The organism is Herminiimonas glaciei, from assembly GCF_042664955.1.
GTDB classification, from domain to species: domain Bacteria; phylum Pseudomonadota; class Gammaproteobacteria; order Burkholderiales; family Burkholderiaceae_D; genus Oxalicibacterium; species Oxalicibacterium glaciei.
Genome location: NZ_JBHTBU010000001.1, coordinates 1,893,815 through 1,908,195, shown reverse-complemented (window position 1 = coordinate 1,908,195; position 14,381 = coordinate 1,893,815). Strand labels below are relative to the sequence as shown.

The window sequence follows — 14,381 nt, the reverse complement described above, 5'->3', positions numbered from 1 at the left end:
GGTCGCCGCCTCAGTGCTTCAGCGCGAAGGCGACGAGTGAGTAATCCGGGATGATAAGGGCGAGTATTTAACTTAACTTGGCGCGTAGGCCAGTCGCACGTAAATTGGCGCAAACGGTTCCGCCTGCGTGATTTCGATCAGGGTTTCCTTGGCCAGCTCGAGCAGGGCGACGAAGTTGACCACGACTACCGGCACGCCGCGTGACGGGTCGAACAGGTCGGCGAATTCAACAAATTTGGTGGATTGCAAACGACGCAGGATGGCGGTCATGTGTTCACGCACCGATAATTCTTCGCGGCTGATCATGTGATGCGCGGTCAGCTTCGCGCGTTTGAGCAAATCAGCCCAGGCTTGCTGCAGATCGACGACTTCCACTTCTGGCCAGCGCGTGACTATGCTTTGCTCGATGTAAATCTGCGTGCGTACATAATCGCGGCCCAGCTGCGGCAGCGCATCGATTTGTTGCGAAGCCAGTTTCATTTGCTCGTATTCGAGCAGGCGACGTACCAGTTCCGCACGCGGATCGGCCGCTTCTTCGCCGGTATCGGCCTTGCGTACCGGCAGCAGCATGCGCGATTTGATTTCAATCAGCATGGCTGCCATCAGCAGGTATTCGGCAGCCAGTTCCAGATTGTGCAGGCGGATCTGGTCGACGTATTGCAGGTACTGCTTAGTAACCTGCGCCATCGGGATATCGAGGATATTGAAGTTTTGCTTGCGGATCAGGTACAGCAGGAGATCAAGCGGACCTTCAAAGGCTTCGAGGAAAACTTCGAGTGCATCCGGCGGAATATACAAATCCGTCGGCATGCGGAACAAGGGCTCACCGTACAGGCGTGCATATGCGACGCCATCGATGACATCCGGCGTGGTATCCGGTCTGCCTTCGACTACAAGATCAGGCGCGCTTGAGGGCAAGTGCGCCAGCATCGTGTTCGGGCCCGTGCTCATTTATTTCAGTTTGTTTTGATACACGTAGGCTTGCTGGCTGACGTTGGACGCCTTGATGCGCGCTTGCTGGTCGAGGTCGATCGGGCTTTTATCCCACAGCAAGGCGCGGCCTGCGCGCTGCGATTCTTCCAGGTTCGGATTCTTTTCTTTCAGCGAGCTGATGAATTGAGTGATTTCAGACTGGTAGTTGGAATGCTGTTTGCTAAGTTTCATGAATAAATTGGCAACAAGTTAGAGTCAGACGCTATTTTACCTTGTCTTGTCGGCTAAGCTGCTATCGAAACGGTAAGTGTCTCAGATATGTCAATCCGGCATTATTTTGTTGCCTGTAATATTGTTATCATGTGTTTTCTGCAATAAGGATGAATGTCACCGGGCGGTCGTATTCCGGCCGCAATGTAGTGCCCTGGAAGAGGTTGAGAATGGGAAAAATCATGCGTACCTTATTGGGCTTCTTTTGCAGCCTGTTGATGCTGGGCTGCCAACAATCGGAGTTTGGTTTGGAAAAACTGACAAAAGGCGTTTCTACCGAAGCCGATGTGCGCAGCACCATGGGCGAGCCCGAAATCGTGTGGGAAGAGCATAACGGCTCCCGCACACTGGAATATCCGAAAGGCCCGGCCGGGCATCGTACCTATATGGTCGATATCGATGCGCAGGGCAAGTTGCGCGATTACACGCAAGTGTTAACGAACGATAACTTCGCCACCATCAAGGTCGGCATGACGCGGGAAGAAGTGCGCCGCAAGCTGGGCAAGCCGCGCACTGTCGGTAAATTCAACCTGAAGAATGAAGAAGTATGGGATTGGCGCTATCTGGAAGGACCGTCGATCGAGCGCTTCTTCAATGTGCACTTTGACCTGGAAACCGGCAAGGTCACGCGTACTTCGGTGTCCGACCCTACTTACGGTTAAGCCGGGTATCTCTCCAATGTGCCGTCCAGTGCGGCGCTGACATCGATCGCCGCCTGCAGGTTGGGCAGGCAGTGGTCGGCACCGAGGCGATCAAGGAAGCCGCTGCGCCGCATCAGATCACGTGGCTGCCGGTTCAGTCCGCACAGGATGAGCTGGCTGCCGTGTTTCTGCAAAGACTTGCGTATGGTTTCCAGCGCATCGAGGCCGGTGGCGTCCAGATTGATCAATTGATGCAACTCCAGGATCAAGGCTCTTTCCGGCATTGCCTTCGGCTCGATCAAGCCTTCGAGCTTGCCTACCGCCCCAAAAAACAGTGAACCGAAGATCGAATAGGCGTGCACGCCGGGCGGCAGCTCGACGACCATCTCTTCATTTGGAATTTGCTCGATCCGCGTCAGGCTCGATATCCGGTAAATAAAGAACACGCAAGCCAGTACCAGGCCGACCTGTACCGCCACCGTCAGGTCGACAATCACCGTCAGGAAGAAAGTCGACAGCATCAGGATGCGGTAATTCATCGAGAAATGCCGCAGCCGTGCAAATTCGTGCCAATCCCCCATGTTGTAAGCGACGTAGAGCAGGATCGCAGCCAGCGCCGCGAGCGGGATATTGTTGGCCAATGGTGCCGCGATGAGGACGATGAAGAGCAAGGTCAGCGCATGCAGGATGCCGGACACCGGTGAGACCGCGCCGGCACGTATATTCGTCACCGTACGTGCAATCGTGCCGGTAGCGGGGATGCCGCCGAAGAATGGCGTGACTACATTCGCTATGCCTTGCGCCATCAATTCCTGGTTCGGATCGTGGCGGTCGCCGGTAATATTGTCGGCCACGCGGGCGCACAGCAATGATTCAATCGCACCGAGCAAGGCGATGGTCAGCGCTGGTGCGAATAGTTGCTGGACCAGCGCCCATGAAAATTCCGGCAAGGCGAAATCCGGTACGCCTTGCGGAATGCCGCCGAACTTGCTGCCTATGGTGTCGACCTTCAGGTCAAACAGGCTGACTGCAAGCGTTGCGAGTACCAATACGATGATGGTGCCGGGCAGCGCGCGCAGCAGGCGGCGCATACGGTGGGTAGTTGCGCGTGGCGGGAGTTCAAGCTCGGTCGCTTTGGGTTTGAGCAGCAGCGGCCAGCCGAAAATCAGTGCGAGCGACAGCACGCCGATAACGATGCTGGTCAGGTTGAAGCTATCGGCGTTTTGCGCCAGGGTCTGGATTTGTGCGAAGAAGTCGCCCGGCATTTTTTCGATATGCAAACCGAAAAAATCCTTCATTTGCGAAAGCGCGATCAACACCGCAATCCCGCTGGTAAAGCCGATCACGATGGGAACCGGGATGTAACGGATGAGGGAGCCGAGGCGGAACACCCCCATGGCACACAACATCATGCCGGCAAAGACAGTGGCGATCAGCAGGTTGGCGACACCGTATTTTTCCACGATGCCGTAAATGATGACGATGAAGGCACCGGCCGGGCCGCCGATTTGTACACGTGAACCGCCGAGCGCAGACACCAGGAAACCGGCAATCACTGCGGTGAAGATGCCGGCTTCGGGTTTGACGCCGCTGGCAATCGCAAACGCCATCGCCAGTGGCAGCGCAACGATGCCCACCGTCAGGCCGGCGGTCAAATCCTGGAAGAACTTGCTGCCATCATATGCGCGTAAGCAGTCGATTAAACGCGGATGAAATGAAAACTTGAACGGCTTCATGGTCTTGCGCCTTCACGATCAAATGCGTGCCACGCGTAAGACGCGCGTGGCACGGCATGGGCCATGTTAGCAGCAGGACCTGTCAGCGACAATACGAGGCAGGGCTGCCTGCGCTGCTTCGTACTTCATTTCAATTTTTAAGACTGATAACGCGCTGCCGCGTGGGTTTGCGCAAAGTTAGGCAGCATGGCCTGACGTGCGGCATTGAAGCTTTCCCATTGCGCGGCATCCGGCAGCGGCGGGATCGTGATCAATTCACCGCGATCGAAGCCGACCAATGCCGCGTCGACCAGCTCATCCACCTCCATCACACCTTGTATCTCTTCCACGTCACGGCCGGAGCGTTCCCAGATTTCGGTACGCGTTGCGGCTGGCAGCACGGCCTGTACATACAAGCCGCGTGCACCGAGTTCAACCTGCAATGCCTGTGAGTAGGCCAGTACATAAGCCTTGGTTGCGCCATATACGCCAAGCGGGAATTCCGGAGCGAGGGCGACGACCGATGCGATGTTCACGATTGCGCCTTGTCCTTGCGCCAGGAAGCGTGGAACGACGGCGGCACCGAGGCGGGTCAGGGCGGTGACATTCAGTTTGATCAGATTGTCCTGTGCTTCCACGTCTGAGGTTTCAAAACCACCGGGTGCCGCTGCACCCGCATTGTTGATGAGGATGCCGACATCACGATGATCGCGCAGGCGGGCTTCGATCCGGGCCAGGTCTGCGGCCTTGGTCAGGTCGGCGGCGATGACCTCAATCCGGACACCGGTTTCCTGGCGCAACTTGGCCGCCAGTTCTTCCATGCGGGCGGCGTTGCGTGCGACCAGCACCAGATTGTGGCCACGGCGCGCCAGGCGGTCGGCGTAGACCGCGCCTATGCCGGTGGATGCGCCTGTGATCAGGGCGGTGCTTACTTGGGTATCGCGATCTTGCTGGTTCATATCATTTCCTTGGTGTGTGGGCTGCTGTTAAGACAAGAATAGGGGTGTTACCGCCTGAAACCGGCGCTTAAAATCGTCATTTTCTTAATCATGATGATCATAATTAATATAATCATGATGATCGTCATGTATAATGTCAAGCCTAAGTTGAAAAATAATTTGTAAATAAATCCAAGGAAGCAGGAGTTGCCATGAAAATTACCCGTGAGCAGGTTGCTGAAAACCGACAGGCCATACTGGACGCCGCTGCGACGCTGTTTCGCGAACGCGGCTTCGAGGGTGTGACGGTGGCGGAAGTGATGAAAGCGGCCGGACTGACGCATGGAGGCTTTTACGGGCACTTCGCATCCAAGGATGATCTGATCGCCCAGACCTGTACGCACGTGTTGACGCCGTTCCGGGCCGAGGATGCGCCGGTGGTGGGCATCATGGATTTTGCTGCGAACTACCTGAGTGACCAGCATAGGGATAATCCGGGCGAGGGCTGTATCTTCCCCAGCCTGGGTACCGAAGCGGTGCGCTCTTCAGATGCGACACGCCATGCGTTGACTGAGAATGTGAAGTACCGGATCGAGAACTTCGCGCAGACTGCGCAGGGTAAAACCGCAGCAGAGCGGCGACAGGCTGCTACCGGGGCGTGGGCGACGATGGTGGGGGCAGTGATGTTGTCGCGCCTAGTGGATGATTCTGCCTTATCTGAACAGGTATTGGCCGACACCCTGGCATGGCTGGATAAGACGCAGGGCCGGCCTGCATAAAGCAAGGGCCATGATCATCGATGACGATCATGGCCCTTGTTGTAAATGCAGGAAGTCTTAGCCGACGCGCATGCCTGGCTCCGCACCCGGCCATGGGTTCAGGATGTAAATGCCAGGATCGGCTTTTTCATCCGCAGCTGAAGCGGCCAGTACCATACCTTCCGATATACCAAACTTCATTTTGCGTGGTGCCAGGTTGGCGACCATCACCGTCAGTTTGCCGATCAGGTCTTCCGGCTTATACGCCGACTTGATGCCGGAGAACACATTGCGTGTGCGGCCTTCGCCGACATCCAGCGTCAGGCGCAGCAATTTGTCCGAGCCTTCGACATGTTCGCAATTGACGATTTTTGCGATACGCAAATCGATTTTTGCAAAGTCATCGATCTTGATTTCCGGCGCGATGCTTTCGATCGCGGCGTGACCATTGCCATTACCGTTGCTGTCCTTGCTCGACGGCGCGGTCGGTACGCCAACGGTAGCGTCTACCAGTGCGGGCATATCGAATAAAGCATCCAGCATTTTCGGTTCAACGCGTGTCATCAAATGTACGTATGGATTGATTTGATGGCCGTGCGGCAGTGGCGTAATGATATGAGGCCATTCCAGCGGCGCAATATTGAGCTGTGCTTCAACTTGCTTCGCCAGTGCAGGCAGCACAGGTTTCAGGTAAATCGTCAGGATGCGGAAGGCTTCCAGCAAACGGCTGCAAACTTCCTGCAATGCGGCTTCCTTGGCCGGATCTTTCGCCAGTTCCCATGGCTTGTTCGCATCAACGTAGGCGTTGATCGCATCAGCCTGTTCCATGATCGCGCGCAAGGCTTTGCCGTATTCGCGCTGGTCGTACAGTGCCTGGATTTCCGGTGCGACATTGCGCAGTCGGCTGAGGAAAGCATCATCGCTGGTGGCCCAGTCGGTCGCAACGCGGCCATCAAATTTCTTCGTGATGAAACCAGCGGCGCGGCTGGCGATATTGATGTACTTGCCAATCAGGTCGCTGTTGACACGCGCAATGAAGTCATCCGACGTGAAGTCTATGTCTTCCACCTTGGAGCTCAGTTTGGCGGCGATGTAGTAGCGCAGCCATTCCGGATTCATGCCGATTTCCAAGTAGCGCAACGGCGAAATGCCGGTGCCGCGTGACTTGGACATCTTTTCACCGCTGACGGTGATGAAGCCGTGCACGAAGACATTGTTCGGCACTTTCATATCGGCGAACTTCAGCATCGCGGGCCAGAACAACGTATGGAAGTAAGTGATGTCCTTGCCGATGAAGTGATACTGCTCGGTAGTCGGATCGGCCATGAAGGCGTCGAAGTCGCGCCCGGTCTTGTCGAAGTAATTCTTCAGCGTCGCCAGGTAGCCGACCGGTGCATCCAGCCAGACATAGAAGTACTTGCCCGGTGCATCCGGGATTTCAATACCGAAGTAAGGTGCGTCACGGCTGATATCCCAATCGCCGAGGCCGCCTTCGCCTTCCAGCCATTCCTTGGCCTTGTTCGCCACTTCGGATTGCAGGCGTTGACCATCCAGCGCCCATTCGCGCAGGAAGGCGACGCACTTCGGATCCGACAGGCGGAAGAAGAAGTGATCCGACGATTTGCGTACCGGTGTGGCACCGGTCAGCGTCGAGTATGGATGCTTGAGGTCGGTCGGGGCGTAGACCGCGCTGCAGTTTTCGCATGAATCGCCGTACTGGTCCTTGGTACCGCATTTCGGGCATTCACCCTTGATATAGCGGTCCGGCAGGAACATTTCCTTGACCGGGTCGTAGAATTGCTCGACCGACTTGGTCGTGATCAGTTTGGCGTCGTCGCGCAGGCGGCGATAGATTTCACGCGACAGTTCGTGGTTTTCCGGGCTATCGGTCGAGCTCCAGTTATCGAACTCGATATGGAAGCCGTCCAGGTACTGTTTACGTCCGGCAGCAATATTGGCAACGAATTGCTGCGGCGTCAGGCCGGCTTTCTCTGCCGCAATCATGATAGGTGCGCCGTGCGCGTCATCCGCGCCGACAAAATGCACCTCATTGCCCTGCATTCGTTGGAACCGGACCCAGATGTCTGCCTGGATGTATTCCATGATGTGGCCGACATGGAATGCGCCGTTGGCGTAAGGGAGGGCGGTTGTAACGAATAATTTGCGTGGCAATGGTTTACTCATAAGGCGGTACTTTGCGATCAATAAGGTAATAAAGACGTAATTTTAGCAGTGACAGGGGCTTAAGCGCAGTCCGCTGTCATAGTTGCCTCTATATATATGCATTTACATATTGATTTGCCGGGGCGCAGTTATCACGAGCAAGGCTGGCTTAGACAGGGGCCGGCGAGGTAAAATAGCCTTTTTATACAGGACGGCTTTGGCACTCCAAGGCCGTTTTTATTTGCCATGACAGTACGTACCCGTTTTGCTCCCAGCCCGACCGGCTATCTCCACGTCGGCGGTGCGCGCACCGCACTTTTTTCCTGGGCCTATGCACGCCATTTCGGCGGCACCTTTGTTTTGCGTATCGAAGATACAGATCTGGAACGTTCGACGCCGGAAGCCGTACAGGCGATTATCGAAGGCATGGAATGGCTCGGCCTGCATCACGACGAAGGTCCGTTCTACCAGATGCAGCGCATGGATCGCTATCGCGAAGTGATAGGCCAGATGCTGGCGGCCGGTACTGCCTACCATTGTTATTCATCGCCGGAAGAAGTCGAAGCGATGCGCGAGCGTCAACGCGCGGCCGGTGAAAAGCCGCGCTACGACGGCACCTGGCGTCCGGAAGCGGGCAAAACCCTGCCGGCGATTCCGGAAGGCCGCAAGCCGGTGGTGCGCTTTCGCAATCCGACCGAAGGCGATGTGACCTGGCTGGATGTGGTCAAGGGCTCGATCACGATTTCGAATCGTGAACTGGATGACTTGGTGATTGCGCGTCCGGACGGCACGCCTACTTATAACTTCTGCGTGGCGGTAGATGACTCCGACATGAAGATTACGCATGTGATCCGTGGCGATGACCATGTTAACAACACGCCGCGCCAGATCAACATCCTGCAAGCCCTGGGCGCGACGCTGCCGCATTACGGCCACCTGCCGATGATCCTGGGTACTGACGGTGAGAAGTTGTCCAAGCGCCATGGTGCGGTCAGTGTGATGGATTACCCGGCGCAAGGTTACCTGCCGGAAGCGATGCTGAATTACCTGGCGCGCCTGGGCTGGAGCCATGGCGATGATGAAGTGTTCTCGATGGAGCAATTCACGCAATGGTTTGACCTCGACCATTTAACCAAATCGCCGGCGCAATTCAATCCGGAAAAACTCGACTGGTTGAATAACCACTACATCAAGCAAGCCGACAATACCCGCTTGGCCGGATTGGTACGACCAATGATGGAAGGCCTGGGTGCGCAGTTTGAGAATGCGCCGGACCTGGCTGCTGTCATCGCCTTGATGAAGGAGCGCGTCAATACGCTGAATGAACTGGCGGTTGCGGCGATGCTGTTCTATCGCCAACCGGCGGCGGATGCCGCATTGCTGGCGCAACACCTGACCGATGCAATCAAACCGGCGCTGGCGCAATACGTCGGGCAATTGAAGACAGTGGCGTGGAGCAAGGAAGCGCTGTCGGCTACATTGAAAGAAGTGCTGGCCGCACACAAGCTGAAGATGCCGCAACTGGCGATGCCTTTGCGCTTGCTGATCACCGGTCAATTGCAGACGCCATCCATCGATGCAGTGGTCGAATTGTTCGGTCGCGAGGTGGTATTGGCGCGTTTGGAAAAAAATCTTTAATATTTTTTCAAAAGGGCATTTACACAGAGAGAAATGCTTTGCTATAATCTCGCTTCTGCACTCGAGGGGGTATAGCTCAGCTGGGAGAGCGCTTGCATGGCATGCAAGAGGTCAGCGGTTCGATCCCGCTTATCTCCACCACCAACTTGTGGTTGAGAATGTGTAGGAAGTAGTAAGGCCAGTAATAAGGGCAGTTTTCTGTCCCCATCGTCTAGAGGCCTAGGACATCACCCTTTCACGGTGAGTACAGGGGTTCGAATCCCCTTGGGGACGCCAAGTTAAAAACACCACGCTTTTGCGTGGTGTTTTTTTTTTGTCTTTTCGGTTTGCCGCCGGTCCATGCCTCATCCTTCAGTATCGCCTTGCCAGGGATCCCTCCTGCTTGCTCCGTATGCGAGTATTTAATCCGCGTTCACTTTTTCGTGTGTGTTTGATCTGTGATGCCTACGCTCGCGTTTTGCCTGATGCGGGTGTCGCTTGCGCGTACGGCTGTGTATCGTGGTTGACGGCTGTTGCCAGTGCCAAAAGTCGACTGTTAAAAAAAATTCAAGGATAAAAGGGCGAGTGATGAATTAATTTTAGGTGCCTTATGCAAAGCAAAACTTCTTGCTACTGTGAGTCCCAATAAAGCTCCATTAGTACTGAGAACAAAACATACAACCGTGTCTCCCACCAGGGGGGATACAGGAAAAATTATTACAACGAGACTGACTCAAGAGGAATTTTATGTCGAATAGCGAATCTGCCGTTCAATTTTTGCTGGCTGCCGAAAATGGCGATATCCCAACGTTGAAAGCGTTGCTGGAAAGCGGTATGGATATCAATGTCACGAATCGCCAGGGACGTACCGCTATCGTGGTGGCGAGCCTGAAGAAGCAATATGCCAGTGTTGAATATCTGATCGCCGCAGGTGCAGATATCAACAAGCAGGACGAAACCTGCTTCAATCCATTCCTCCTTAGCTGCCTGAACAACGATCTGGCGCTGTTGCGTATCGTCCTGAAAGGTCATCCTGATTTGACGCGCCTCACGCGTTTCGGTGGTGTCGGGATTACGCCGGCCAGTGAAAAAGGGCATGTCGAAATTGTGCGTGAGCTGGTGACGCGTACCGATATCAACGTCAACCATACGAACTTCGTCGGCTGGACTCCCCTGCTGGAGGCGATTGTCCTCAATGACGGTGGTGCCAAACAGCAAGAGATCGTGAAGTTGCTGCTGGACCATGGTGCGAATCCGAACATGACCGATATGTGGGGCAAGACACCTTTGTTCCTGGCGCAGGAAAAAGGGTATGCCGAAATTGCCAAGCTGCTGATCGCGGCCGGCGCATAAATCTGATTGCACACTGGAGAGCCAAAAATGCGAGCGCTCAGGGTGCGCGCCTTGTCGGCAGATGCGGATTTCATGTCGCGACTGAAGCAAGGTGATTTCCAGTTGCGGATGCACAGTCGCTTCAGCCGGGTGGTCAATTTGCGTTGCAGCCAGAGCGGGCTCTTGTATTCAGTGGTCTCTTCGGCGCTGGATGATGCGCCGAATACTTTGCGCATAGGCCTGAGCGAATTCGACACCTTGCCCCTGGGCGAAGATGCAGAGTTGTCGCTGAGTGGCGGGATGTTGCGGCTGGGGAAGGTGCTGGAGATAGAGCTGGATGCGTGTGGCGAATGGTTGCCGCCGCCAGTGGTGTTTCGTGCCTTTCCACCCGAATATTTTTTAAATATTAGCTCAAGGATTCAGGACGAAAAATTTGCAAACAATAGCATATCGTTTTTTGAGTACGACGGCAATGACGTTTTCTACCAGGCAATGAGTCAACACCTGGTGCGTGGCAGTACGCGCCTGATGGAAGGCATGCGGACTGCGCATGAGCCGCAAATACGCAAGGGGCTGACCGAATTGCTGGGCTTGGGAATAGGGCTGACGCCATCCGGAGATGACTACATCGTTGGTTTGTGTGCGGTGCTGGCTTTGCCGCAGCATCCGGCGCACGGCTATATGCGATTGATAGCCGAAGTTATCAGGGACGGTAAGTCACGCACCAACACGATTAGCTATATGGCTTTGATCAAAGCCGTAGAGGGTAAGACGCGGGCCAGTATCGGCGCCTTGCTGGCAACAATATTTAACGGGGAATTGTCTTTGTTAAAGGAGCGTATCAAGCCGGTTTTAAACATAGGTTCCAGCTCGGGAGCGGATATTCTCAGCGGGATCACGGCCGGCTTGTTACTAAGTAATCACTTGGGGAGTCCACATGCCGCTTAAGATTTTAATCAAGAAAAACACTTACTTCGACTCGGTCTCATTGATGTCGATATCCACCAAGGCGAATCAATTGCCGGACGTGGAGCAGGCTTTCGTCGCGATGGCGACAGAGATGAATAAAGGCGTATTGCGTAACCTGAACTTGCTGACGCCTGAACTCGAAGAAGCAAAAAATGGCGACCTGATGATTTTGATCAAAGGGGCCAGCGATGAATTGAATGAACAATCCCTGTTGGCGATAGAAGAATTGTTCAAGAAGAAGCCGGGCGCGAAAGGCGAACATCAAGCCAAGTATGCAACGCTGGCTTCGGCGATGGAAAACGTCCCGAGCAGCAACCTGGCCGTGGTTTCAGTCAATGGTGCATATGCAGTGCGCGAAGCACGCACTGCGCTGGAGCAGGGACTGAATGTCATGCTGTTCAGCGATAACGTCAGTGTCGAGGATGAACTGGCATTGAAGCAGCTGGCGCATAGCAAGGGCCTGCTGATGATGGGGCCGGACTGCGGCACCGCCATTATCAATAACAAGGCACTGTGTTTTGGTAACCATGTGCGCCAGGGCAATATCGGCATCATAGGCGCGTCGGGTACCGGCAGCCAGGAGCTGAGCGTACGTATCCACGATTTCGGCGGCGGCGTTTCGCAACTGATAGGTACCGGCGGACGCGACCTGCATGAAAAAATCGGCGGCATCATGATGCTGGATGCAATGCGCATGCTGGACGCTGACGACCAGACCAAGGTCATCGTCCTCATCTCCAAACCGCCGGCAGCATCGGTGGAAAAAAAGGTACTGGCCGAAATCAGCCGTTGCAGCAAACCGGTCGTGGTTTGTTTCATCGGCGGCAAGGAAGCAGATGTGGTGAAGGCCGGCGGTGTGTTCGCCAAGTCAACCAAAGAAGCGGCGTTGAAGGCGGTATTGCTGACAGGTGTGAAGGAAGAGGACCTCGACCTGCATCCACTGAACTGGCCACTGATAGAAGAAGTCCGCGCCAAGCTCAAGCCGGAACAAAAATATATCCGCGGATTATTTTGCGGCGGCACGCTGTGTGATGAAGCCATGTATGCCGCGATGGAAAAGTATCCGCAGGTCTACAGCAACATCCAGCTCAATCCGGAATATCGCCTGAAGGATGTCAGCAAGAGCAAGGAACACACCTTCCTCGATTTTGGTGACGACGATTTCACCAACGGCAAGCCGCATCCAATGATAGACCCATCCAATCGTATCGAACGCTTGCTGCAGGAAGCGCGCGATCCGGAAGTCGGCGTAATCACGATGGATTTCATCCTCGGTTACGGCTCGCATGCCGATCCGGTCGGCGTCATGCTGGATGCTATCCATGAAGCGAAATCGATCGCTGCGCAAGAGCAGCGCCATCTGGAAATCCTGGCTTATGTACTGGGTACGGACCTGGATCGTCCGAATCTGCAGGACCAGATTGAGCGGCTGAGTGCGGCCGGCGTCACGGTCGCCAGCAGCAGTGCCAATACCGGCTTGTTATCGCGGGAATTTGTTTGCAAAGGAGAGGCGAAATGATGGCCAGCCCACAATTGTTTAAAGAGAAACTGAGCGTTATCAATGTCGGCATCGAAATGTTCCGCGATGACCTGCAAGAACAACAGGTACCTGTCACGCACCTGAACTGGATGCCGCCAGGGCGCGGCAACGTGGACATCATCCGCGCGCTGGATCAGGTAGAGCAATCGGCACTGGGTGAAAAAATCGCCAAGGCCAATGCGCAGGCGGTTGAACGCATCATCCAGTCGCAACCGGTACTGATCGGTTTTGACCAGGCAATCAATGTGGTGCCTGGCATGACCAGGACCACCATCCTGCATTCCGGTCCGCCAATTACCTGGGAACGCATGTGTGGTGCGATGAAAGGTGCTGTGACCGGTGCACTGGTATTCGAGGGACTGGCCAAGGATCTGGCTGACGCAGAACGTGTGGCGGCTTCCGGTGCGATTACTTTCTCGCCATGTCATGAACATGACTGCGTGGGATCGATGGCAGGCGTGACCTCGGCTTCGATGTATATGCACATCGTGGAAAACAAAACCTATGGCAATCGTGCTTACACCAACCTCAGTGAGCAGATGGCAAAAATCCTGCGCATGGGTGCCAACGATGAAAGCGTGATTACACGCCTGAACTGGATGCGTGACACCTTGGGTCCTATCCTGCGCGATGCGATGAAACTGGCGAAGGAAATTGATTTGCGCCTGATGCTGGCACAGGCGCTGCACATGGGCGACGAATGCCACAACCGCAACAACGCCGGTACCGTCTTGCTGATCCAGGCCCTGACGCCTTACATCATCCAGACCGATTTCACGACGCAGCAAAAGAAAGAAGTGTTTGAGTTCGTGGCCAGCAGCGATTACTTCTCCGGTCCGACCTGGATGGCGATGTGCAAGGCGGCAATGGATTCCGCACACGGCATCGAGTACAGCACCATCGTGACCACCATGGCACGTAATGGCGTGGACTTCGGCATCCGTATCAGCGGCATTCCGGGCAATGTCTGGTTCACCGGACCATCGCAGCAGGTGATAGGTCCTATGTTTGCCGGTTACAAACCGAAAGATTCAGGCCTTGATATCGGCGATAGCGCGATTACCGAAACCTATGGCATAGGCGGCTTTGCGATGGCGACGGCACCTGCCATCGTGGCGCTGGTCGGCGGCACGGTAGATGAAGCGATTGATTTCTCGCGCCAGATGGCAGAAATCACCACCGCACAAAATCCCAACGTCACTATTCCCTTGCTGGAATTTCAGGGCATTGCGACCGGTATCGACCTGATCAAGGTAGCGCAAAGCGGCATCCTGCCGGTCATCAATACGGCGATCGCGCATAAGGATGCGGGCATAGGCATGATCGGTGCCGGCATCGTTTATCCGCCATTCGAATGCTTCGAACAAGCGATCGTTGCTTACGCACAGCGCTATCGCCACGGCTGATTTCATTATGTGAGCAACCCTGCCATCGGCTGGTGGCAGGGTGATCCCGGGGGAGAAATGCGATGAATTCTTCATAAGCAAGTACTTCAGTAAGCGCCG

At 55.1% G+C, this 14,381-nt stretch carries 12 protein-coding genes and 2 tRNA genes; 9 read left to right on the top strand and 5 right to left on the bottom strand.

Annotated features, from left to right (window positions below; translation table 11 throughout):
* Positions 1 to 72: 72 nt before the first annotated feature.
* Both ACFQPC_RS08590 and ACFQPC_RS08585 read right to left on the bottom strand, forming a co-directional pair.
* Positions 73 to 930, bottom strand: a complete 858-nt coding sequence (locus ACFQPC_RS08590; protein WP_041296897.1) for a segregation and condensation protein A — start codon at positions 928 to 930, stop codon at positions 73 to 75.
* Positions 931 to 951: 21 nt separating this feature from the next.
* Complete coding sequence (locus ACFQPC_RS08585; RefSeq protein ID WP_175625406.1) at positions 952 to 1,164, bottom strand: DUF3460 family protein; 213 nt, start codon at positions 1,162 to 1,164, stop codon at positions 952 to 954.
* Between the two features lie 221 nt (positions 1,165 to 1,385).
* Between ACFQPC_RS08585 and bamE the strand changes: the two genes are divergently transcribed.
* Positions 1,386 to 1,865 (top strand): outer membrane protein assembly factor BamE domain-containing protein, encoded by a 480-nt coding sequence (bamE, locus tag ACFQPC_RS08580; RefSeq protein WP_382271456.1) that lies wholly within the window; start codon positions 1,386 to 1,388, stop codon positions 1,863 to 1,865.
* Here the strand turns inward: bamE and ACFQPC_RS08575 are convergent.
* Both ACFQPC_RS08575 and ACFQPC_RS08570 read right to left on the bottom strand, forming a co-directional pair.
* Positions 1,862 to 3,580 carry a SulP family inorganic anion transporter gene (locus ACFQPC_RS08575; protein WP_382271455.1) on the bottom strand — a complete coding sequence of 573 codons (1,719 nt, stop codon included), beginning with the start codon at positions 3,578 to 3,580 and terminating at the stop codon, positions 1,862 to 1,864. The genes bamE and ACFQPC_RS08575 overlap by 4 nt on opposite strands.
* Positions 3,581 to 3,717: 137 nt before the next feature.
* On the bottom strand, positions 3,718 to 4,518 hold the full coding sequence (locus ACFQPC_RS08570; RefSeq protein ID WP_382271454.1) for an SDR family NAD(P)-dependent oxidoreductase: 801 nt from the start codon (positions 4,516 to 4,518) through the stop codon (positions 3,718 to 3,720).
* Positions 4,519 to 4,709: 191 nt separating this feature from the next.
* Here ACFQPC_RS08570 and ACFQPC_RS08565 point away from each other — a divergent pair, with 191 nt between their 5' ends.
* Entirely contained in the window at positions 4,710 to 5,276 is a 567-nt protein-coding gene (locus tag ACFQPC_RS08565) for a TetR/AcrR family transcriptional regulator (protein WP_382271453.1), read from the top strand.
* A 57-nt stretch (positions 5,277 to 5,333) separates the two neighbouring features.
* Here the strand turns inward: ACFQPC_RS08565 and metG are convergent, their stop codons facing one another.
* On the bottom strand, positions 5,334 to 7,439 hold the full coding sequence (gene metG, locus ACFQPC_RS08560; protein WP_382271452.1) for a methionine--tRNA ligase: 2,106 nt from the start codon (positions 7,437 to 7,439) through the stop codon (positions 5,334 to 5,336).
* A gap of 225 nt (positions 7,440 to 7,664) precedes the next feature.
* Between metG and gltX the strand changes: the two genes are divergently transcribed.
* The 7 genes from gltX to ACFQPC_RS08525 all read left to right on the top strand — a co-directional run bounded on the left by gltX (position 7,665) and on the right by ACFQPC_RS08525 (position 14,282).
* Positions 7,665 to 9,056, top strand: a complete 1,392-nt coding sequence (gene gltX, locus ACFQPC_RS08555) for a glutamate--tRNA ligase (RefSeq protein WP_382271451.1) — start codon at positions 7,665 to 7,667, stop codon at positions 9,054 to 9,056.
* A gap of 65 nt (positions 9,057 to 9,121) precedes the next feature.
* Positions 9,122 to 9,197 (top strand) — tRNA-Ala (locus tag ACFQPC_RS08550).
* 59 nt (positions 9,198 to 9,256) lie between these two features.
* Positions 9,257 to 9,332: transfer RNA gene (locus ACFQPC_RS08545), tRNA-Glu, on the top strand.
* Positions 9,333 to 9,782: 450 nt separating this feature from the next.
* Positions 9,783 to 10,388: an ankyrin repeat domain-containing protein gene (locus ACFQPC_RS08540; protein ID WP_382271450.1), complete on the top strand. Its 606-nt coding sequence runs from the start codon at positions 9,783 to 9,785 to the stop codon at positions 10,386 to 10,388.
* A 27-nt stretch (positions 10,389 to 10,415) separates the two neighbouring features.
* Positions 10,416 to 11,315, top strand: a complete 900-nt coding sequence (locus ACFQPC_RS08535; protein ID WP_382271449.1) for an oxamate carbamoyltransferase subunit AllH family protein — start codon at positions 10,416 to 10,418, stop codon at positions 11,313 to 11,315.
* A complete protein-coding gene (fdrA, locus tag ACFQPC_RS08530; RefSeq protein WP_382271448.1) occupies positions 11,305 to 12,855 on the top strand; it encodes an acyl-CoA synthetase FdrA in 1,551 nt (516 codons plus the stop codon). Before ACFQPC_RS08535 ends, fdrA begins: the two co-directional genes overlap by 11 nt.
* Complete coding sequence (locus ACFQPC_RS08525; RefSeq protein ID WP_382271447.1) at positions 12,852 to 14,282, top strand: YlbE family protein; 1,431 nt, start codon at positions 12,852 to 12,854, stop codon at positions 14,280 to 14,282. Before fdrA ends, ACFQPC_RS08525 begins: the two co-directional genes overlap by 4 nt.
* Positions 14,283 to 14,381 lie beyond the last annotated feature (99 nt).

Excerpts from the sequence above, each read along its gene's own strand:
- ACFQPC_RS08535 (WP_382271449.1), top strand. The coding sequence starts at position 10,416 with ATGCGAGCGCTCAGGGTGCGCGCCTTGTCGGCAGATGCGGATTTCATG.
- gltX (WP_382271451.1), top strand. The coding sequence starts at position 7,665 with ATGACAGTACGTACCCGTTTTGCTCCCAGCCCGACCGGCTATCTCCAC.
- fdrA (WP_382271448.1), top strand. The coding sequence starts at position 11,305 with ATGCCGCTTAAGATTTTAATCAAGAAAAACACTTACTTCGACTCGGTC.
- bamE (WP_382271456.1), top strand. The coding sequence starts at position 1,386 with ATGCGTACCTTATTGGGCTTCTTTTGCAGCCTGTTGATGCTGGGCTGC.
- ACFQPC_RS08540 (WP_382271450.1), top strand. The coding sequence starts at position 9,783 with ATGTCGAATAGCGAATCTGCCGTTCAATTTTTGCTGGCTGCCGAAAAT.
- ACFQPC_RS08565 (WP_382271453.1), top strand. The coding sequence starts at position 4,710 with ATGAAAATTACCCGTGAGCAGGTTGCTGAAAACCGACAGGCCATACTG.
- ACFQPC_RS08590 (WP_041296897.1), bottom strand. The coding sequence starts at position 930 with ATGCTGGCGCACTTGCCCTCAAGCGCGCCTGATCTTGTAGTCGAAGGC.
- ACFQPC_RS08525 (WP_382271447.1), top strand. The coding sequence starts at position 12,852 with ATGATGGCCAGCCCACAATTGTTTAAAGAGAAACTGAGCGTTATCAAT.
- ACFQPC_RS08575 (WP_382271455.1), bottom strand. The coding sequence starts at position 3,580 with ATGAAGCCGTTCAAGTTTTCATTTCATCCGCGTTTAATCGACTGCTTA.
- ACFQPC_RS08585 (WP_175625406.1), bottom strand. The coding sequence starts at position 1,164 with ATGAAACTTAGCAAACAGCATTCCAACTACCAGTCTGAAATCACTCAA.
- ACFQPC_RS08570 (WP_382271454.1), bottom strand. The coding sequence starts at position 4,518 with ATGAACCAGCAAGATCGCGATACCCAAGTAAGCACCGCCCTGATCACA.
- metG (WP_382271452.1), bottom strand. The coding sequence starts at position 7,439 with ATGAGTAAACCATTGCCACGCAAATTATTCGTTACAACCGCCCTCCCT.